This window comes from Bacillus sp. JAS24-2 (assembly GCF_008274905.1).
GTDB lineage: Bacteria > Bacillota > Bacilli > Bacillales > Bacillaceae_G > Bacillus_A > Bacillus_A cereus.
Map to the genome: position 1 here is coordinate 2,973,300 of NZ_CP031068.1, position 19,021 is coordinate 2,992,320.

Below are 19,021 nucleotides of genomic sequence, written 5' to 3' on the forward strand. Positions count from 1 at the left end.
ACTTTTTTCTATACTCAAAATGTAAATAGACAAAAGGAGAAACGATCATGAAGAAATTTGTAATTTGCATACTAGGAATAGGCCTCCCTATATACTTACTACCTTTTATATTACGCGGAGATTTAGACAGATTTAATCCGATTGCTGAAGAAAAAAATGTATATGCCGTTGCGAAAGGATATGGTGTTCCAGATTATCATCATAAAGGAAAAGCTATGTACTCACTAAAAGCTGTTGACGAATTAAGTAATGAAAAAGAATATACAGTTGGAACGAACACGCCTAATGATTTTATAAGAAAAACTTACTTAAAAATTCATGTGAAAGGAAAATATGTGTATTCTTACGATATTATTTCTAAAGAGGATATTCCTGAGAAAATAAGGGGACAATTGGAGATAGCAAATAAATAAAAGAGCCAATTCATACGATTTGGCTCTTTATTCTCTCTCCCATCTACCGTTTGGATAATTCTTTCGGTAGATTTATTAAATTCGTTATCATTGTTCCAATAACCATTGTTCAATTACTTTTACTGTTTCATCTCGTTGTGCTTTTGCCGTAATTAAACTCGCATTATCACCTTTTTGCTCACCATACATGCCAAAATGAGCATGGTTTCCCCCTTTTATCATGTGCATAGTTGTATTTTTCGACATTAACTTTTTATTGTTCTCTATTTTTTCTAGAGTTGCTAAAGCATCTACTTCTCCATAAATTGATAACATCGGAATCGATTTTGTAGAAAAGTCATCTGCAGGATACGAACCTAAGAAAATGATTCCGTGTACCTTGTCTTCATGCTGAGAGGCATACTTAGAAATCATAGCTCCGCCCATTGAATGCCCAGCAACATACCATTTTTGAACTTCAGGATACTTTTCAATTACACTATCTACCTCATTTATTCCAAATATCGCTAAGTTTAATGGTAACTTAGGCATTACTACAAAGTGCCCATCTTTTGCAAGAGCTTCTCCTAAGTAACTATAAGCCTCAGCTTCTACTTTAGCTCCTTGATAAAAAATAACCCCTACTTTCGCATCTTTCGCTCCAAAAACGATATTATCTTCATCTTTTTTATCATCTACTAACGACAAAGCCTCTTTAGTCGGTTTATAAGTAAACTGAGACCAAGTCAAAAAAGTAATACTTCCTATAATTAAAATAGCTAGTAAAGAGTACAGCATAATTTTTATCCATTTCTTCACAAAGATGACCTCCCTAAGATGTATATATTCCATATTTCGGATTATCATTAACACATATAAAAACTCGAGCATTTTTATTATGCTCAAGTTTTTAGTTCCGTCTTTAATTTATACTATAAATTGTCCAAGATAAATATGTAGCAAATGCAGACCATAAAAAATACGGAATTAGCAACCATGTCGATACCTTAGATAATTTGGAAGAAACTGCTATGAGAAGTAACGTAGTAATAGCGACAAGTAAACAATCTACTGTTGCTAAAAACAAATTCTTTTGGCTAAATTGAAAATAGCTGAACGCTTGATTGAATATATAATTTAAAAGGAATAAAAACCAAAATGTTTTTGGCTTGAATCCATAGTTGTTGTAAATAATTGCAACTGATAATGCAATAAGTCCAAATAATACAGCCCATATCATTCCGATTGTCATACCAGGAGGTGTCCAAGACGGCTTTTCTAACGCATCATACCAAGTACGATCAATAGGGAATAAAACACTAGAAACATAAAACAAACCATATGTTAGTAAAAATACTATAATACTAGATTTTTTCATAAACATTCTCCTTTTTACTAGAAGATTATAGAAAATTTATATGATTAGTATGTCCTTATAATGGATAAAATTCTAAATACATATTGTTTAACCTATTTCATACAAGTTCTTTCATACTTTTATATGCGCAAAGCGCTCTCTCTCGTGCTGCCTTATGGTCAACAACTGGCAAAGGATATGTATGACCAAGCTTAATATTGGCCTTTTGTAAAATATGCTCAGGTGCTTCCCAAGGTTTATGTATATACTTATTCGGTATATCTCTTAATTCTGGTACCCATTTTCTTATATACTCTCCATTTTTATCAAACTTTTCTCCTTGTGTGATAGGATTAAAAATACGAAAGTACGGTGATGCATCTGCTCCACTTCCAGCAACCCATTGCCATCCCATTGTATTATTTGCAATATCAGCATCTAGTAGTGTATCCATAAACCATTTTGCACCTTCTTGCCACGGAATTAACAAATGCTTTACAAGAAAAGAGGCTACAGCCATTCTTGCCCGATTATGCATAAAACCGGTTTGCCATAGTTCTCGCATTCCCGCATCAATAAACGGATAACCAGTTTCACCCTTCTGCCATACTCTTAATAACTCCTCTTCCTTATTCCACGGAAAATGTTCAAAGTTTTTATTAAGAGGTTTATATACTGTAAACGGATAGTGATATAGCAAATAATAAGAAAACTCTCTCCAAATTAATTGGCGTATAAAGCTATTAACTTGTTTTTCAAAAAGACTACATTGTCTTTCGGTACTTTTATTTATTAAGTAATGAAACATTAGCTTTACTGATATTTGGCCAAATGAAAGATATGGCGCTAACATTGAATGAGCATTTTGATTTGGAAAATCTCTTCCTTCACTATAAGAGACTAATTTACTAGAGAAAAATTTCTTAAATGTTTTGTATGCCCCTTCCTCTGTAGGCTCCCATATTGCTTCCATATGAGATGTCCACGGTATAGTCGGCAACAAGTGTAATTCTGAAACAGATAAGCTTGCTGGCAAAGAGCTTCCCCACTTTATACTCTGCACTTTTCTAATAGGTTTAGGTATTACCTGCTTTTGAAATGCATTGTAAAAAGGCGTAAACACCTTATATTCAGTGTTATCCTTCTTTTTTATAATCCACGGTTCTAATAATAAATGCGAATTAAATTCCTTACAAATAATACCTTTATCTTCTAATATCATTTTCATTTTTTGATTAGATTTTAACCTGTCTGGATCATAACAACTATTCCAATATACAGCCGTTATATCTAATTGTTTTATGAGAGAAAGTATTTCTTCCTGTGTATTTCCTTTGCGGATTATTAAAGTAGAGCCCAATGCCTTAAGTTGCTTTTGGACATCTATTATAGCATGGTGTAACCACCACTTTGCCGCACTTCCTATTGAAAAAGTTTCATCTTGTACATATACCGGAAGAACCTCCCCGGACTGAACAGCCTCAAATAGAGCTGGGTTATCATATAAACGAAAATCTTTTTGAAACATAACGATAATTTTGTTTTGCATGGCTACCTCTTCTGATTCTTAAAACATAATAAAATTTATTATACAACAGCAATTTATACATAAGAATTTATTTGTCTTTAATAGATTAATTAACTTTTTCAACTATTTTATTAGTAGCAATTTTAACAACCATTTCTGTTTCACCTGTTCTATCAATCCTGAAACCATGAACTTCAATATCAGAAGGTACTAATGGATGATGACGGATCATATCTATACTCTTTTCAATATTTTCACTAACATTTTTTTGTCCACTCAGCCATTGATTAAGGCTACCACTTGAAAATTCAGGCATGCAATTTTTAAAGAGATAGTCTAATTCTATATTATCTTTTATGAAATCACGTTGAGTTTGTAGATTAACTGAAGAAGTTTCTTTATCCTCTATTCCGACAACAAAAATTTCTTTAACATTTTCTTGATAAATAGCAATAATAATAGATCTCATTATATCTCCATAAGGATGTACAATTACAGAATCATAGCTGTGTATAGTCAACATGTTTTCTTGTTGAATGTTAGTTACTTGTTGGATACTAGGCTCTATTCCGTGTTCAATGTCTGTTAATAATAAAACTTTTTTATTCTTTGAATTCATATGGAGCACTCCTTCTTCATTATTGTATTTATGAAACTTTTAAGCTAGTAACAATAATAATTGTTACCAGTTTTTCCAGCGTCCCTCTGGATCAACACTTGCAAGTCTAACCCATCCATTTTGGACTTTTTCTCGAAATGTGAAATCATTATTTAACAAACGTTCTATATATTCAATAGGTGCTTGAATGACAATTAGTAAACGAAGTGGTGAATGATACGTCTCACTATCTGACTGCATAACCGATTGCCAAGGTAAGCCTGGCAACAGGTCACTAGCATTCCCTTGCATAACACCGAGACCCGCCGTTACGGTTTGGGTTGTTTTATTTCCACTACCATAATAATGAGGAGCTACAGTTGATGCGTAATATTGTAGATTTATCCACTGTGCAACTGTTCCTGGTCCTGCAATAATGTTAGCTAATATATCGCCACTTTCATCCTGTTTCCAATCATAATTATGAAGGAAAGCCCTACCTTCTAAGTCACAATCTTGAGTTAATTCACGCTTTCCGATAATAAAAGATGCATTACGCGCTAATCCCCATTCTGGACGTATTTCACTCCAATCTTCTGCAAATCGATGCGCCTCTTTACTCGGATTTTTTATTTTCGTTTTAAAATTAGGTAATTGCGTTAAACGTTCTCTATTTGCATGTTGGCTCACATTTGGCATAATCGTCTCGATACAATCAAACGCTTCTTGCGCAGTTTTCGAAAGTTCTGGGACGTAAATCCATTCCAATTCGTCCACTGTTGTTTTATGTTCAGCTGCTGCAAAAATGGTATCCTCAGGAATGTTAATGCCTTCAGCAGACAACGCCTCTCTTACTTCTGGAAGATTACATAAAGTCACAAAAACTCTTGCATTGAATCCCCCTGCTGCGCCTCCACAAGCACCACACTCAAGTGCTGCCGCATAAGGATTGTTCGTACTTTGACTACTATGTCCACACATTACAACTAAAGGAGCAAATTTTTCTGTCAGTCCCACCATTTTTAAAGCTTGACGCACATAGTTCACTTTTTCTTCTTTCGTAAAACCGATAGGTATCTCACCTTTTGTGTCATGAACATGATTAAGCGAGAGTGTTGTATCAGGTTTTTGTAACATAGTTTTACGAAGTTTACGAATGAAACCACCAACTCCTCTTGGCACAAAACTCCTTGTCACCATCTGTAGACCAAGTAAAGGGCCACTTACCTCAGGTAGTAACATACTTGTCAGTACATTTTGTTTCATCGTTTTAAATGTATAACGCACCGAACTGCCTACCCTCTTACGTTGCTCATAAGATTTAAATTCATTTTCATCTGTGAGCTCTTTTATTTGATGCTTCGGTTTTAATATAACTGGCAAAGAAGGATGGCTGTCATTACTACCTAGTTCACTAGTCGCAATTGGTAACCCAAAGAAACCAGCTATTCCAAACGTTTCAAACGGACCTAGTTTTTCTAAGTGGCGACGAAACGGTTCTGAACGTACATCAATACAAAATGCTAATTGAGCTAATACATGCTTTTGATCATTAGTTACACGCTGTTTAGAAGCAATCTTCTCCCTTAATTGCTCTGCATGCGTCTGTTCCCAGGCTTCGAGCCAAAGTTTTCTGCGAATATTTTCATCAAAACGATATGCAAATGCTAACAATTCACTTTGTTCAGCTGCAGGCATTCGTAACCATTCCCGTGTTGAAATATCTCCCCAATAGATCCAAGAAGCTATAAGTGGAGCAATCAAAACTTTTTTCTCAACCTTTTGATTTACTACAGATAAATAAGGTTTTACAATAGTCAACTCCATAGAAATTCGAACTGCTAAATATTCCATTAAGAGTTCCTGTTCCTGAATTGATTGTTTTGAGCGCCATCGTATCATTCCTGCCCACCCAGGCAAAGAAAGTAAGTGCCCTTCAAGATAAGCTTGAATGTTAGATTTAGAAATTCCTAGTTCAGATAATGCTCTCGTTAAAGCTAATCGGGCATCTTGTGGCCAATCTTTTAAAACTTTACGCTCATTTTTGCTGAGCGCTGGATCAAATTTAATAAGGTGTTGCCATGCACGATAAAAACCTTTCTCTCGATTTGGCATCGTCCAACTTGACTGGGAGTCATCAAGATATAATTTACACCATTTAATGATATGATAATTAAGAATATCAGATAGGTTTTCACTATTTTGATTCTCTATAAGCGAACTTATTGGCTGCATAACAGAGGCTTTCATATTTGCTGTATTTATATAACTCATTTCTTCTGCCAATTTATTTAATTCTGGCGATGATAATAGACTAGAAGGTAATTTTTCTAACTTTAAAGCCGCTTGGCAAAATCGCTCTACTTTCTCTCGCGGAATATGAAAAGATTGTGAATCCAGCCAACGAGACAAACTCATTTGTAAAAATGATTCCTCAATCTCACCTTTCGCTTTTGCCGAATGAATCATGGAGGCACTAGGATACATATCCACATTACGAATTTCTTTTAACCAATTTGCAACTTGATCAAATGATTGCTTTTCAAGTCCCATCCAAGGATGGTGAGCTGCAAACGTAGAGATAGGCCAAAGTGGTGCAATAACTCTGCTAGCAGATGCAACTAAATCATTTATATTATTTTTTTGTATATCAATGTTTGTATCTTTCTTTAATATTGACGATATGCTCATCACGAATTACCTCCCTTTGATACATAATGTTTCAGATAGCTTGGGTGACTTTCTACTGATTTTCTTCTCGCCTCACCTACTCGAACTAACCAAAGATAAAGTACAGCGAATAAAGTAGAAGATTGATTACGAGTAACGAAAGTACTAATAGCACTACTAAATAGTAAAATACATATAACAAAGATAACGGCTGGAGCTGAAGGTTGAACACTTTGATAAATGTCAGTATGCAACCATTTATAAAGAGAATTATGAACAGTAAAGTAAATGAGAGAACATCCAATCAAAACAATTACGCCAGCAATTCGTCCCATTCTTCCCTCTCCAAAAACAACAAGCTGTTTCCATGAAAAATATAATGACCACCCTAAGATTAACGCACTAACTAGCTGATATCCCTCTCCAGAAGTCATAAACCAGAAAGTAATTGCTATAAATAAGCCTAAAACACGCCCGACTATAATCCATAAATTTGACATCTTTTCATTAGACTGATTCACTACCCCAAAACGTTGCACTGAAGAACCAGCTTGTAAAAACAGTGTAGCTTTAAACAAACCATGTAAAATTAAATGAATAATAGCCGCTAAATAAGCGCCTAATGCACATTGAATAAGCATAAATCCCATTTGTGCAATAGTTGAACCTACTAGCTGACGTTTATAATCAACTTGGACTAAACTAATTCCTGTTCCGATTAAGACAGAAATACTAGAGAAAATAAGTAAAATGATTTGTGCAATATCATCATGAAAAAGAGGTGAAAATCTAGTTAACATGATACCGCCAGCATTTACTAAACCCGCATGCATAATAGCTGAAACAGGAGTTGGAGCAACGGCAGACTCAATTAACCATCTTTGAAAAGGCCATTGTGCTGCTGGAATCATCACCGCTAATATAATTAATAAGTTAATTCCTGTTCTCTCCAATGTTCCATGTAGCGCTACATTTTCATTCGTTAAAACTGATGTTAATTGCCACTGTCCAGTTACTTGAAAAAGCCAAATGATAGCTGATAGCAACGCAATCCAACTTATTGTAAATAAATAGCCAGAGATTTTAGTTGCTTCACTAACTACTTTCCACCCTTTATTTAGCCCTATGAGTAGAACCAATCCTATAAGCGTTGCTCCCCAACAAATGATCATGAAACGAAGATCATCACTTAACCATGCAACCGAAGATACACCTGTAGTAAATGTAAAAAGTAAAAAATATTTTCGATATGAGCGGTCTCCCATTAAGTAACGTACAGAAAAACGCTGAATGATTAAACCAATTGTAAGAACAAAGAAAGCCATTAACCAAGCTAAAGTATCTAGATGCCAAGGCCCCACAACTCTATCTCCATTGTTATTAACAAGTGCGAGTAAAGAAATCAATGAAGGCAAAGCAGCGATACCAATATGGATATGAACAAAACGTAAAGGCATCCTTGCATTTAAAAACAATAATCCACTTAGCCAAGAAGCACTAAGCGCCATAAAAAATAATGTTAACAGTGTTGATGAACTCAGCGAAATTAACATGTTAAATACTCCCTTCTAAGCGAAAATAACCTATAAAATTCCTTTTAATTAAGATGTTTTTTTAAATTTCAATTTTCATTCACTCTTTTTAGTGCATCGTTTTTTCCCATAAAAAAAACCGACAACTTCCATAATTCAATGATTTTATATCATCATTGAATTATGGAGATTGTCGGTTTCCCTTCAACTAACTTCAATAAAGTTTTTTGAAGAGCTCCCATTTTATAGAGAATAATAATGTATGTATTACTCCTGTTAAAAAGAAATGTATATTTCTGATCTCCTAGATTATGCAATCAATATATCAATTTATGTTATACGCTATCTTTTAATTAAGAAACTTTTTCATTTAGTCAATATTACATATTAAAAAAATGCTAAAGCCTTAATTATAGCAAGCTGTTAAAATGAGCGTCTATCAATTTTTTAAAACAATTATAAGATAAACCATATTAAGCAGTTTGTCAATTTCTTTATCCATTTTTTAAGAGTTATTTGAATTACGATTTATTATACCTAAATAACTTCAAGTTTTTAATTATTAGCCTGTTAATAAAGTGCAAAACTTGTAGGTTTCTTAATCCTTCCACTAACCTTAAGGTATTTTTAAAATTTCTCCTCAAGATTATGAAGCAATTTAAAAATCATCACTCGTTCGCCTGTACGGGAGCTTATATCCGTATGAAAGCTTTTCACTTTCTCTCCAGTTAATTCTAGTATAATCTCTTTCAGATCATCAATTCCAGATTCAACTAGCTCCGAACGATTCTTCTTTATCGTTAGCATACCGTCTTTTGTTTCGCAAACACTATATTCAGCCGGCGTTAAAACACCTTGTAAATTTACGATAATCATATCCCGTAATATATCTGTCTTAACGGATATAGACCCGCGTCCTAGGTAGTCCTTTTCCCAGTGAGTAATTGCTTTGCTTATCTCTGATTCAATAGAGCCTTTTGAGCTTTTCATCTATGTATCCTCCTTCAATAAAATAAATTTACAATAACAATATAATAATCCGGATTGATTTTATTTTCAATTATTGAGAAGAATTTATTGGGATTGTTGTATGGTATCCTTTCATATCATAGCGATTTTTTATATTACAATATAGATTTTTTTGATCATTCCCAACAAGATACTCTTACTATAAAGGCTCTGTTGCATAGATTTCTAAAAAGGACATTCCGGAGAAAATAAGGAAACTCTTGTGACATAATACATAAACGAAAGAGTCGATTTCTTTATAAAATAGGAAATCGACTTTTGCTTAATTATTGATTTAGTAATAAAAACGCCTTTTAAAATAACTATGTTTATACTATAGACGTTGATCTTTTTGGAAGTTTAGACGAAAATGATCCTCGTCATTATATACACCAAATTCATACCCTTTCTCTTTATAAAATTTAATAATTTCAGGAAGAGCTTGTAATGTTTGCGCCTTTTCATGCATTAAAACAACTTCTACTTCTTCTGTTGTCTGTTTCTTTACATTATCGATAATCTGAGTTGGATTATCTTTTAATTTCCAATCATTTGAGTCTATTGTCCAATCCCAAACTTTTATTGCTGCTTCTACAATTTGGTTACGAATTTCCTCGCCCTTTAATCCTGGTGCAGATCCATATGGCGGACGAACTAATTTAGGAGTTGTACCCGTAATATTATGGATAAGAGCTAACGTTTCTTTCATCTCCGGTACAAATTGTCCTTTTTTGTATAACTTATCACTATTATGTGTCATACTATGAGCACCAATATAATGCCCTTCTTTTACTGCTCGCTTTACGTTTTCCTGAAAACCTGTATTTTGTAAATTGCTACCTTGCATAAAAAATGTCGAGGCGACATTTTGCTCTTTTAGTACATCTAAAAATTTCCCAGTTAGTTCGCTAGGACCATCATCGAATGTTAAATAAACAACCTTTCCCACCGGTTTTCCATCAGGTCTTTTCTGTTTTGCTGGTGGTGTTTCTTTTTTCTTTTCTTGTTGTTGCGTGTTAACTTGATTACTACTTTCGTTAGCTATTCCCTTCGCTGGGATAGAGTTCCATTTTCCAATTAAAAAGAAGGTGAAAAAGGTCGTTGCTAAAACAACTCCTAAAGATATGATTGCCTTCGTTACTACACTTGTTTTTTTCTTACTTTTCGATTCTTTCATGATTTTCCGATCCTTTCCCTATTAATTTTCATTATTTATAAGGCTGAGCCTTTATTCGACTGAATCATTCGTTTCAACCGGTGTTTACAATAAATAGATTAATAGAGAGAGGTAAAGATAAAATGCAGATAGTGTCGAAATCAGTTAAAGAATAAGTTTAAGTTAATTCTTAAATTTGAAAACTGGGTATACACCCAAAATAAAAAATACTATTCTTTCTAATTAAGATTTAGAAAGAATAGTATTTTTCTATTTACCTATTTTATTACATCGTAAAATAATTAATAATGCCATCCACAATACCTTGTTGCGATTTTGCTTGGAATTCTTCTGAATTCATTCTTTTTTCATCACTCGCATTAGATGTAAACCCTAATTCAATTAAGATAGCCGGAGAAGGATTTTCTCGTAAGACAAGAAAATCACTTCCATGAATGCCTCTATCACGGCTGTCTATATTTTGATCAAAAATAGCTTCTTGTACGGTCTTAGCTAACTTTTTATCTTTCCTTTTATTAGATCCAAAATGAGTTGTTATTCCTTTTACATTTGTATCCTCAAAAGCATCATGATGAATGCTAATATAAAGATCCGCCACATGGTCTTTCGCTACTTTGACACGTGCTTGTAATTCTTCCTTTTGCTTTGTTTCTGGAAGTAAGCTCGTATCTTTTTCACGTGTTAATATAACTTTTGCATCCGTTCTTTCTTCTAATTCTTTCTTTATATTTTGTGCTACTTTTAAATTAAGCTCTTTTTCAATCGTTCCTAATTTCTTTCCTTTCGTCCCTCTATCTCCTCCACCATGCCCTGGATCAATTACAATAGTTTTTCCTTTTAATCGTAAATCCTCTTTTGATATGTTTTTGTGCCCTTTAGCATGTATGAAACTAACGCCTGTACCCATTATTATTATAATAAGCAAAAGCAATATCGCTCTTTTTTTCATTTTAACAATCTCCTTATCAACTTTTCATTCTCTTTCTAATGAAAATAGTAATGAATGCTGATAAAGATAAAATGCAGATAGTGTCGATTTTGTTTAAAAATAATAAAAACGTGTAGAAAAAATTCTACACGTTTTTATTTAAATAGAAATAAAATAATACTCCATCTTCTGTATTTGAAACACCATATTCCGCATCATGTAGCTCTAATATATTTTTTGAAATAGCAAGTCCCAATCCTGTTCCACCTTTTGAACGTTGACGAGACGTATCCCCTCGATAGAAACGATCCCATATTTTCTCTAAATGTTCTGGCGCGATATGAGCCCCTTTATTTTCTACACATACTTTTACACGTTCATTCTCTTCTATTGTAGAAATAATAATATTCTCCTGTTCTGGTGTGTAACGAATCGCATTTGTAATAAAGTTCGTTATAACTTGTTCTATGCGATGCTGGTTTGCAACAACTTCAATTTTAGAAAGTTGTTTATGAACATATAATTGCTTAGCTGTTATATCCGAGGTTAATTGCTCACATATGTAATCGATCATTTCATCAATATGGAAAACATCCATTTCCATTTTATATGTACCAGATTCGAATTTCGCTAACTCCAGCATATCAATAATGAGCATATCCATTTTATCTACTTCTTTTGACATTGCTTTAAAGTAATACTCCTTTTTATTACTAGCAACACCATCCTCTAAAATTGAAATACAGCTCTTCATAATACTTAAAGGTGTTTTTAACTCATGTGAAACACCAGCGATAAATTCTTTACGTGTATTCTCTAATTGCTTTTCTTTTTCTATATCTTGCTGCAATTGATGAATATACGAATGCAAAGCTTTAGAAAGTGTATTAATATTTTGTGATAAATCACCTATTTCATCCTTTGTAGTAATAGGTATCGTCTCAGAGAAATCTAAACCCGCGATTTTTTTTGTAGTATCATTTATTTGTAATAATGGCTTGGCGATTTTTTTTGAGTAATAGAACGATATCAAAACAATTAAAATCAATACAAAGATAATTAAATATACATAATAATCCTTTATCATTTGTACCGCTTCATCAACTGGTTGCAATGATGTCATAGCAAATATATAGTTTGTCTTACCCCCCGCGTCTTTTGTTGGCTTGATTAAAACTTTATATTTAATATCATTTTCTTCGTAATCCATTATTTCTGTAGAAGTAACATCATTAGATTTTTGATTCAATAATAAATCAACCTGAAATTGTTTTATTCTATCTATAAGCACACGATTTCCATATATAAAGTTCGTTCCTACAGTCCCCTCCGGTAATTGCACGTTTTGAATGCTTCCCGCTAAATATAATTGTGAACTTTCTTTTGAAGATACGGCTTTTGGCCCATACAACCTTTCTGACAGTTGCTTGTTCTCTAGCCCAACATTCTTCTCTTTTATTGTTAACATCGCAGGGACTACTATATCCCCCTTCTGTACTCCGTCGATAATAATATGACTCCCTTGTTCTAAACTATATTTCATCCTCTGTATATCTTCTAAATTGATAAAACTATACAACGGTATGTGAATGGAACGTTCAGAAAATATCTTATTTTCGTTTGGGTCTAATTGAATTTCTATAGAAAAATCATTTGCATATTTTATATTACCTACACTATCTAACGTTGTAATCCATGTCGCATTCTCTTGATAGAAATTTTGTTCTAATTCTTGAATTACTTTCGCATCATCTCCAGCTTTTATATATGCTTTTTCAAAGGATTGAATATTTGTTTTAATATCATTAACTTTTCGATTTGCGTAGTATTGCTTAAAAAATATAGTTTGTCCAATAAAAATAGTTACTAAAATAAGTGTGCATAATGCTGTTGTTAACATAAATAACTTTAATACAATTCCTTTTTTCATACTTGTCCCTCAAATTTATAACCAGCTCGTACAACCGTTACAATACAAGCTGCTTTTTGTCCTAATTTATGACGCAAATTACGAATATGACTATTAACAGTGCGATCATCCCCAGCGAATTCATAACCCCAAATTTTATTGATTAGTTGTTCTCTCGAAATTACAATTCCTTGATTTCGCATGAGATACGTTACTATTTCAGATTCTGTATGAGTCAAATTTATGTCTTCCCCATCTATAGTTACTGTACGAGAAGGAAAATGTACATGGATACCACTACTCGTTAATGTGTCTTCAGCTGGTACATTAACAGCTGAAGAATATCGGCTTTCCATTAATCGTTTTGCTCTTGCTAATAAAATAGGAGGACTATACGGCTTTGTAACATAATCATCTGCTCCTAGTTCAAATCCAAGTAAAGTATCATCTTCATCCACCCGAGCCGTTAGCATAATAATAGGTACATTAGATTTCTTCCGAATTCGCCGACAAACCGTCCAACCATCTAATTCCGGTAACATAATATCTAAAATAATTAAATGCACCTCATGCTCTTCAAATATAGATAACGCTTCTTTCCCATCCATCGCCTCTAAGGCGTTATACCCTTCGTTTAATAAGTAATCTTTCATAATTTCACGTAAAATATCTTCATCTTCTACAATTAATATTGTTCTTTGCATCTTTTATCTTCTCCACGATTTATTTTAGTTAGGAAGAAATAGTTCATTTTATATGTTAACCAATTAGAAATCTTTCACTATTTCCGTCACTACTACATACAACATAATTATATCAAGATAATAGCATACCGGTATAAAGATAAAATACAGAGATAGCCTTACTATTGAAATATTATTATGTGGAGGTGCCCCGATGAACCTTGTAATTAGAGAGTTAGAAACAAATGATTTAGATAATCTCCCGGAGATTGATGACAGTTTTATAGTGAATGCTCGGTTAATTCTTTCTCTTTCCAAAGGAAATAAACGTATAGAATATACAGTAGAAGACGTTCCGAGTTATGAAAAAAGTTATTTACAAAATCAAGATGATAATGAAGAACTGGCTTACAATGAATATATAAATAAACCTAATCAAGTCATTTACATAGCACTGTTACATAACCAAATCATTGGATTAATGGTATTGAAAAAGAATTGGAATCACTATGCTTACATAGAAGATATAAAGGTGGATAAAAAATATCGTACACTCGGAGTTGGTAAAAGATTAGTTGATCAAGCAAAGCAGTGGGCAAAAAAAGGAAATATGCCAGGTATCATGCTTGAAACGCAAAATAATAATGTCGCAGCATGTAAGTTCTATGAAAAATGCGGATTTGTAATTGGTGGGTGTGATTTTCTTGTTTATAAAGGTTTGGATATTGAAAATGATGAAGTTGCAATTTATTGGTATTTGCATTTCAAATGAAACTGTTTTTAACATTAAATAAAGTCAAAATAAAAACCCCAATCTCTCTATATTAAAATTGAGAAACTGGGGTTAAGTTATTTAACCATATTTTTTATTTAAAACAAATAACTAATTAATAATCCTGCTGATAATAAGAAGCCAAAAATCGTATTTGTCATCGCTGTTGATTTCATTGCGATGCGCATATACCCAGGATCCTTTGCCCCTTTTTGGAAACTTTGAATCGCAGAAATTGGCTTTCTCAAACCTAGGAACATAACTAATGCCCAAGGGCTTATATAACCCATTAATACAATTACGGCAATCCATAAATACGCAATGAAAAAGGCTACCGCTAGTGTTACCACAGCTTTCTCTCTCCCAAGGAGGATTACTAATGTCTTTCTTCCACCTTTAATATCTTCTTCGATATCTCTGATGTTATTCGACATATTGATTGCACCGACTAAAATTCCAATTGGAATGGAAATCAATACACTTTCAATCGTTACAGTATTCGTTTGAATAAAGAAAGCAATGAGTACAAAACATGTCCCCATTAACAATCCAGAAACTAATTCTCCAAACGGGGTGTACGCAATTGGTAGTGGACCACCTGTATATAAATAGCCAACTGCCATCCCAATTAAACCAATAACCACTAACCACCAACTACTATTCATACAAATATAAATGCCAATAAAAGCTGCTACTACATACAATAAAAGCGCAACTGTTAACACATTTTTTGGCTTCAATCCATGACGGACAATTCCACCACCGATGCCAACGGATTCAGCGGTATCTAATCCACGTTTGAAATCATAGTACTCATTAAATAAGTTCGTTGCTATTTGCAATGCTAAACATGCAACCATCATCGCAATAAATAACAGCCAATCAATTTTGGCAATATAAAGTGATGCCACTGTTCCTAAAATTACAGGAGAAAACGTCGCCGTTAATGTATGTGGGCGCGTCATCTTCCATATTAATTTAGCGGAACTAATTTCTTTTTCTGTCCCCATAACTCTGTTCAATCTCCCTACATTTTAAGTATAAATTACTAGCAGTATCTTTCTATCTATTTCCTGCCACGCATCCATTCATTATATCAATAAATGATTATCCTTTCTAACAAATCTACTTTTAATAAGGTGAAAAATTATAAAATGAAACTTTAATCAGTAGGAGTTTTGTCACCCCCACTGATTATTAGTACATATCCATTGGTTTTTTACGGGCAGCCCTCCCATTCGTTGAATTTTGTGGTGGGAGTCTTACTGCCCGTTAATGCGGGATAAAAAAGAAGTCAAATTACTTCCAAACAACACCTCGCCTCTCATATTCCATTCTGTATTCAACGGCAGCCGCAATTTTAGGGCTTGCGAATCTTTCCGTGATCCAAAGTCCCAAATCAACTCCTGAAGTAACTCCTCTTGCAGTGATAATATCCCCTTGATCCGCAATTCTGTAATGAAGAAGCTCTGCCCCGTATTCACTCATTTCATCCTGTGCCAAATAGTGCATCGTTGCCTTTCGACCGTTCAATATACCAGAGGCAGCTAATAGCATACCTCCTGTACACACACCAGCAACAATTGTTCCTGCATTGTGCATCTCGCTAATCATTTCGGTCAAAGTACCAAGCTCTGCTTGCTTTCGTGCCCCATGTTGAGCTTTATGATTCCAGCCACCACCAGGTACAATTAACAAATCTGGCCTATTATCCATTCGTAAAAAATCATGTAGTTTAACCGTAACTCCAAATGAAGTCGTAACTTCTTGTTTTTGTTCACTCGAAACGAATTCAATTGTAAATGGAGCCCCTTCTTCTATCGCTCTTTTCAGTACCTCAAACGGTGCGAAAGAGACAAGTTCTCCGAAACCATCAAACAATACTATTTGTATTTTCATTTTCGGACACCTCATATGCTTTCTTTTTTAAATTGTAGATATATATAATGATTGGGCAACCTCAAAGTGTAAATTGTAAAGTATACCTAGATTATTCAAATAAAAAATAATATCCCACATAGTTAAATACATTTGTAAACCCTACATTTTCCACAACTGCAACAGAAGGCTTGTTCAATTCCATACAGTCCCAATATGGAATAATATCATTCTCCAAACAATCTTTCACAAAACTATGCGCTATCTTTTGAGCTAATTTTCTCCCTTGGTGACCTTTTATCGTTTCAATATCTATACAATGTATATTTGCAAATACAAAACCTGAAAAACATACACTTACAATTAGATCATCATAAACAACGCAATAACCGATTCCCTCATCGAAAAAACAATCCGGTGAAGACCAAAACTCTAAAATTTTTGATTGTAAAAAATCAATATTCTTAAATGTATTGTTATTATTTTCATAGAGAGCTTTACTCATTTTCAGCACAGTATATCCCTGTTCAAATTTAGGCTCATGATGATTGTCATAATCCTCTTTTCTTAGCGTATACACTCTTTGATTCCAACTCTTTAATTTACGGTGCTGAAATATTCTTTCAATTGTTTTGTTCCATTTTGAATGATTACCGATTCCTTCAAAGCAATCTAGTCCTACCTTCCTCGCCTCAGGTACTATTACATTATTAATAAAATGATTCATTTCTTTATTAAACTCTTCATTTGCAGAATCTCCAATGAAGAAGAATCCATCATTATTACCTAACCAAATAAGTCCCGAATTAGGAGCAGTACTATTATCTACAAATATACGACCAGGGTTCACTCCTGCAATTACAGCACGTACCTCTAATTGACCTTGTTCATTCACTAAACTATTACACCTATAAAAATCATTCTTGCTTAGTTCACAGATCATACGTTACATCCCCTTTTTTAAACTGTTCTATTCTAACTTTACCACTTTCACATAATATTCTGTATTATTTTCAAGAGTGGTTTTAAAGCGATGCGATAAGTAAATGAAATACATAATAAAAAAGAGCCAATCCCCTATAAGATAGAAGATTGACTCTTTCCTTTATTTACTCCCCTGTTTCAGAAAATCGCTTTATACGTTCACCAATTTCATCACGAACACGTTGAAATTCGGACCACTCTTTTCCTGCTGGATCATCAAATCCCCAATGAACACGATTTACATGCGGCGGAGTAGATGGACAAACAGAATCCGCATGACTACACAGCGTAACGACTAAATCAGCACTATTTAAAATGTTTGCATCAATTATATCTGATGTTTGATTTGTTATGTCGATATTTACTTCGTTCATTGCTTTAATTGCATTTGGATTTACTCCATGTGCTTCAATTCCTGCAGAATATACATTCCATTTATCACCTAAATATTGTTTGCCCCATGCTTCTGCCATTTGGCTTCGGCATGAATTTCCTGTGCATAAGAAATAGATTGTCTTTTTGTTTTCCATGTTGTTTTCCGCCTTTGTTTTTAAATTATGCTGGTTGATCATTAAAATATTTACGCTTAAACCAAAAAGCGACGTTTACAAGTGCAATCATTACAGGTACTTCAACTAATGGTCCGATAACTGCTGCAAATGCTGCGCCTGAATGAATACCAAACACCCCAACTGCTACAGCAATTGCTAACTCAAAGTTATTACTACCTGCTGTAAATGCTAATGTTGTCGTCACCGGATAGTTTGCACCAATTTTTCTTCCCATAAAGAAAGATACAAAAAACATTACAATAAAATAGATTAATAACGGAATCGCTATTCTTACCACATCTAGTGGCACGCTAACAATCATCTCTCCTTTTAAAGAAAACATAATGACGATCGTAAATAGCAATGCAAGTAATGTAAGTGGACTAATTTTAGGTATAAACACCTTTTCATACCACTGTCTTCCTTTTAACTTAACTAGTACAAAGCGTGTCAACATACCTGCTATAAAAGGAATTCCCAAATAGATAAATACTGATTTTGCTACTTCTATCATTGTAATATCGACAATAGCACCTTCAATCCCTAACCATTCTGGAATTACAGTTACAAATACGTATGCATAAACTGAGAAAAAAAGCATTTGGAATACCGAATTAAAAGCAACTAAACCTGCCGCATACTCTTTATCTCCATCGGCAAGATCGTTCCAAACAATGACCATCGCAATGCAACGTGCTAACCCAATCATAATGAGACCAACCATGTATTCTGGTTTATCAGGAAGAAAAATAATTGCTAACCCAAACATAAGTACCGGACCAATAATCCAGTTTTGTACTAAAGATAGAACTAACACTTTTACATCTTTAAATACTCGGCCCATTTCCTCATAGCGAACTTTCGCTAATGGTGGATACATCATTACAATTAAACCAACAGCAAGTGGAATAGACGTCGTTCCAACCTGTAATGTATGTAGTCCGTCTACTACACTAGGAAACACAAACCCTAAACCAATCCCAACAGCCATAGCTAGAAAAATCCATAGTGTTAAATATCGATCTAGAAAAGATAAACGTTTCATTTTATTTTC

At 33.7% G+C, this 19,021-nt stretch carries 18 protein-coding genes; 2 read left to right on the forward strand and 16 right to left on the reverse strand.

From position 1 onward, the window contains the following. Positions 1-47: 47 nt before the first annotated feature. A complete protein-coding gene (locus DN407_RS15425) occupies positions 48-413 on the forward strand; it encodes a YxeA family protein (RefSeq protein WP_000714887.1) in 366 nt (121 codons plus the stop codon). Positions 414-500: 87 nt separating this feature from the next. Here the strand turns inward: DN407_RS15425 and DN407_RS15430 are convergent, their stop codons facing one another. From DN407_RS15430 to DN407_RS15480, 11 genes are all read right to left on the reverse strand, one after another. Continuing rightward, positions 501-1,211: an alpha/beta hydrolase gene (locus DN407_RS15430; protein ID WP_087965133.1), complete on the reverse strand. Its 711-nt coding sequence runs from the start codon at positions 1,209-1,211 to the stop codon at positions 501-503. 103 nt (positions 1,212-1,314) lie between these two features. Continuing rightward, the gene (locus tag DN407_RS15435) at positions 1,315-1,770 is read right to left on the reverse strand and encodes a TspO/MBR family protein (RefSeq protein ID WP_000749743.1); all 456 of its coding nucleotides are present in this window, start codon (positions 1,768-1,770) and stop codon (positions 1,315-1,317) included. A 97-nt stretch (positions 1,771-1,867) separates the two neighbouring features. Next, complete coding sequence (locus tag DN407_RS15440) at positions 1,868-3,298, reverse strand: cryptochrome/photolyase family protein (RefSeq protein ID WP_098022857.1); 1,431 nt, start codon at positions 3,296-3,298, stop codon at positions 1,868-1,870. An 85-nt stretch (positions 3,299-3,383) separates the two neighbouring features. After that, a complete protein-coding gene (locus DN407_RS15445; RefSeq protein WP_097797473.1) occupies positions 3,384-3,896 on the reverse strand; it encodes a carbonic anhydrase in 513 nt (170 codons plus the stop codon). Positions 3,897-3,959: 63 nt separating this feature from the next. Next, positions 3,960-6,566: a DUF2309 domain-containing protein gene (locus DN407_RS15450; protein WP_149216450.1), complete on the reverse strand. Its 2,607-nt coding sequence runs from the start codon at positions 6,564-6,566 to the stop codon at positions 3,960-3,962. Further along, complete coding sequence (locus DN407_RS15455; protein ID WP_000908945.1) at positions 6,566-8,098, reverse strand: NADH dehydrogenase subunit 5; 1,533 nt, start codon at positions 8,096-8,098, stop codon at positions 6,566-6,568. Before DN407_RS15455 ends, DN407_RS15450 begins: the two co-directional genes overlap by 1 nt. Positions 8,099-8,704: 606 nt before the next feature. Then, on the reverse strand, positions 8,705-9,067 hold the full coding sequence (locus DN407_RS15460) for a Na-translocating system protein MpsC family protein (RefSeq protein WP_000842548.1): 363 nt from the start codon (positions 9,065-9,067) through the stop codon (positions 8,705-8,707). 352 nt (positions 9,068-9,419) lie between these two features. Then, the gene (locus DN407_RS15465; RefSeq protein WP_050821968.1) at positions 9,420-10,262 is read right to left on the reverse strand and encodes a polysaccharide deacetylase family protein; all 843 of its coding nucleotides are present in this window, start codon (positions 10,260-10,262) and stop codon (positions 9,420-9,422) included. A 265-nt stretch (positions 10,263-10,527) separates the two neighbouring features. After that, positions 10,528-11,211 (reverse strand): N-acetylmuramoyl-L-alanine amidase family protein, encoded by a 684-nt coding sequence (locus tag DN407_RS15470; RefSeq protein ID WP_149216451.1) that lies wholly within the window; start codon positions 11,209-11,211, stop codon positions 10,528-10,530. A 124-nt stretch (positions 11,212-11,335) separates the two neighbouring features. Beyond that, a complete protein-coding gene (locus tag DN407_RS15475) occupies positions 11,336-13,120 on the reverse strand; it encodes a sensor histidine kinase (protein ID WP_097797467.1) in 1,785 nt (594 codons plus the stop codon). Next, entirely contained in the window at positions 13,117-13,803 is a 687-nt protein-coding gene (locus DN407_RS15480; RefSeq protein WP_149216452.1) for a response regulator transcription factor, read from the reverse strand. Before DN407_RS15480 ends, DN407_RS15475 begins: the two co-directional genes overlap by 4 nt. A 193-nt stretch (positions 13,804-13,996) precedes the next feature. Here DN407_RS15480 and satA point away from each other — a divergent pair, with 193 nt between their 5' ends. Beyond that, the gene (gene satA / locus DN407_RS15485) at positions 13,997-14,554 is read left to right on the forward strand and encodes a streptothricin N-acetyltransferase SatA (RefSeq protein WP_098395893.1); all 558 of its coding nucleotides are present in this window, start codon (positions 13,997-13,999) and stop codon (positions 14,552-14,554) included. Between the two features lie 98 nt (positions 14,555-14,652). On the opposite strand, the gene menA is transcribed toward satA, so the two are convergent. From menA to arsB, 5 genes are all read right to left on the reverse strand, one after another. Continuing rightward, a complete protein-coding gene (gene menA / locus DN407_RS15490) occupies positions 14,653-15,564 on the reverse strand; it encodes a 1,4-dihydroxy-2-naphthoate polyprenyltransferase (RefSeq protein WP_000536355.1) in 912 nt (303 codons plus the stop codon). 289 nt (positions 15,565-15,853) lie between these two features. Then, positions 15,854-16,453 (reverse strand): DJ-1/PfpI family protein, encoded by a 600-nt coding sequence (locus tag DN407_RS15495; protein WP_098005351.1) that lies wholly within the window; start codon positions 16,451-16,453, stop codon positions 15,854-15,856. 91 nt (positions 16,454-16,544) lie between these two features. Then, positions 16,545-17,375, reverse strand: a complete 831-nt coding sequence (locus tag DN407_RS15500) for a GNAT family N-acetyltransferase (protein ID WP_000562836.1) — start codon at positions 17,373-17,375, stop codon at positions 16,545-16,547. A gap of 166 nt (positions 17,376-17,541) precedes the next feature. Continuing rightward, positions 17,542-17,946: an arsenate reductase (thioredoxin) gene (gene arsC / locus DN407_RS15505; RefSeq protein WP_000428354.1), complete on the reverse strand. Its 405-nt coding sequence runs from the start codon at positions 17,944-17,946 to the stop codon at positions 17,542-17,544. A gap of 25 nt (positions 17,947-17,971) precedes the next feature. Next, entirely contained in the window at positions 17,972-19,012 is a 1,041-nt protein-coding gene (gene arsB, locus DN407_RS15510) for an ACR3 family arsenite efflux transporter (protein WP_149216453.1), read from the reverse strand. Positions 19,013-19,021: the final 9 nt, after the last annotated feature.

What these genes read in the sequence shown, in the direction of transcription:
- DN407_RS15425 (WP_000714887.1), top strand. Translation starts at nt 48, where the DNA reads ATGAAGAAATTTGTAATTTGCATACTAGGAATAGGCCTCCCTATATAC.
- DN407_RS15435 (WP_000749743.1), bottom strand. Translation starts at nt 1,770, where the DNA reads ATGAAAAAATCTAGTATTATAGTATTTTTACTAACATATGGTTTGTTT.
- DN407_RS15440 (WP_098022857.1), bottom strand. Translation starts at nt 3,298, where the DNA reads ATGCAAAACAAAATTATCGTTATGTTTCAAAAAGATTTTCGTTTATAT.
- DN407_RS15445 (WP_097797473.1), bottom strand. Translation starts at nt 3,896, where the DNA reads ATGAATTCAAAGAATAAAAAAGTTTTATTATTAACAGACATTGAACAC.
- DN407_RS15450 (WP_149216450.1), bottom strand. Translation starts at nt 6,566, where the DNA reads ATGAGCATATCGTCAATATTAAAGAAAGATACAAACATTGATATACAA.
- DN407_RS15455 (WP_000908945.1), bottom strand. Translation starts at nt 8,098, where the DNA reads ATGTTAATTTCGCTGAGTTCATCAACACTGTTAACATTATTTTTTATG.
- DN407_RS15460 (WP_000842548.1), bottom strand. Translation starts at nt 9,067, where the DNA reads ATGAAAAGCTCAAAAGGCTCTATTGAATCAGAGATAAGCAAAGCAATT.
- DN407_RS15465 (WP_050821968.1), bottom strand. Translation starts at nt 10,262, where the DNA reads ATGAAAGAATCGAAAAGTAAGAAAAAAACAAGTGTAGTAACGAAGGCA.
- DN407_RS15470 (WP_149216451.1), bottom strand. Translation starts at nt 11,211, where the DNA reads ATGAAAAAAAGAGCGATATTGCTTTTGCTTATTATAATAATAATGGGT.
- DN407_RS15475 (WP_097797467.1), bottom strand. Translation starts at nt 13,120, where the DNA reads ATGAAAAAAGGAATTGTATTAAAGTTATTTATGTTAACAACAGCATTA.
- DN407_RS15480 (WP_149216452.1), bottom strand. Translation starts at nt 13,803, where the DNA reads ATGCAAAGAACAATATTAATTGTAGAAGATGAAGATATTTTACGTGAA.
- satA (WP_098395893.1), top strand. Translation starts at nt 13,997, where the DNA reads ATGAACCTTGTAATTAGAGAGTTAGAAACAAATGATTTAGATAATCTC.
- menA (WP_000536355.1), bottom strand. Translation starts at nt 15,564, where the DNA reads ATGGGGACAGAAAAAGAAATTAGTTCCGCTAAATTAATATGGAAGATG.
- DN407_RS15495 (WP_098005351.1), bottom strand. Translation starts at nt 16,453, where the DNA reads ATGAAAATACAAATAGTATTGTTTGATGGTTTCGGAGAACTTGTCTCT.
- DN407_RS15500 (WP_000562836.1), bottom strand. Translation starts at nt 17,375, where the DNA reads ATGATCTGTGAACTAAGCAAGAATGATTTTTATAGGTGTAATAGTTTA.
- arsC (WP_000428354.1), bottom strand. Translation starts at nt 17,946, where the DNA reads ATGGAAAACAAAAAGACAATCTATTTCTTATGCACAGGAAATTCATGC.
- arsB (WP_149216453.1), bottom strand. Translation starts at nt 19,012, where the DNA reads ATGAAACGTTTATCTTTTCTAGATCGATATTTAACACTATGGATTTTT.